This window comes from Rhizobium sp. Root483D2, from assembly GCF_001426685.1.
Taxonomy (GTDB): domain Bacteria; phylum Pseudomonadota; class Alphaproteobacteria; order Rhizobiales; family Rhizobiaceae; genus Pararhizobium; species Pararhizobium qamdonense.
The window spans coordinates 2104-2590 of the sequence record NZ_LMFB01000034.1 but is presented as its reverse complement, the minus strand read 5'-3'; the positions used below and the strand labels follow the sequence as shown (position 1 = coordinate 2590).

The following is a 487-nucleotide window of genomic DNA, read 5'->3' as shown; positions in this document are numbered from 1 at the left end:
GTCGGCGAGATCGCAGACGCCCTGCAGATTGGCGATGATGCCGTCCATCGAAAACACGCCGTCGGTGGCGATCAGCTTGAAGCGCGCGCCTTCCGCCTTCTTCAGTTCCTCCTCCAGCGCGCCCATGTCATTATTGGCATAACGGAAACGTTTGGCCTTGGAGAGCCGCACGCCATCGATGATCGAGGCATGGTTGAGCGCATCGGAAATGATCGCATCCTCCTCCCCCAGCAACGTCTCAAACAGGCCGCCATTGGCATCGAAACACGAGGAATAGAGGATCGTGTCTTCCATCCCCAGAAACGACGAGATGCGCGCTTCCAGCTGCTTGTGCTCCTCCTGCGTGCCGCAGATGAAGCGCACCGAGGCCATGCCGTAACCGTACCGGTCCAGCGCCCGTTTGCCCGCTTCGATCAGTTCGGCACTGNTCGGCAAGACCGAGATAATTGTTGGCGCAAAAGTTCAAAACCTTCGCCCCCGACGCAAC

At 59.1% G+C, this 487-nt stretch carries 1 pseudogene; it reads right to left on the bottom strand.

The annotated features are described in order from the left end of the window. Positions 1 to 427, bottom strand: a pseudogene (locus ASD32_RS30765) (aminotransferase class I/II-fold pyridoxal phosphate-dependent enzyme); the annotation flags it as partial. Positions 428 to 487 lie beyond the last annotated feature (60 nt).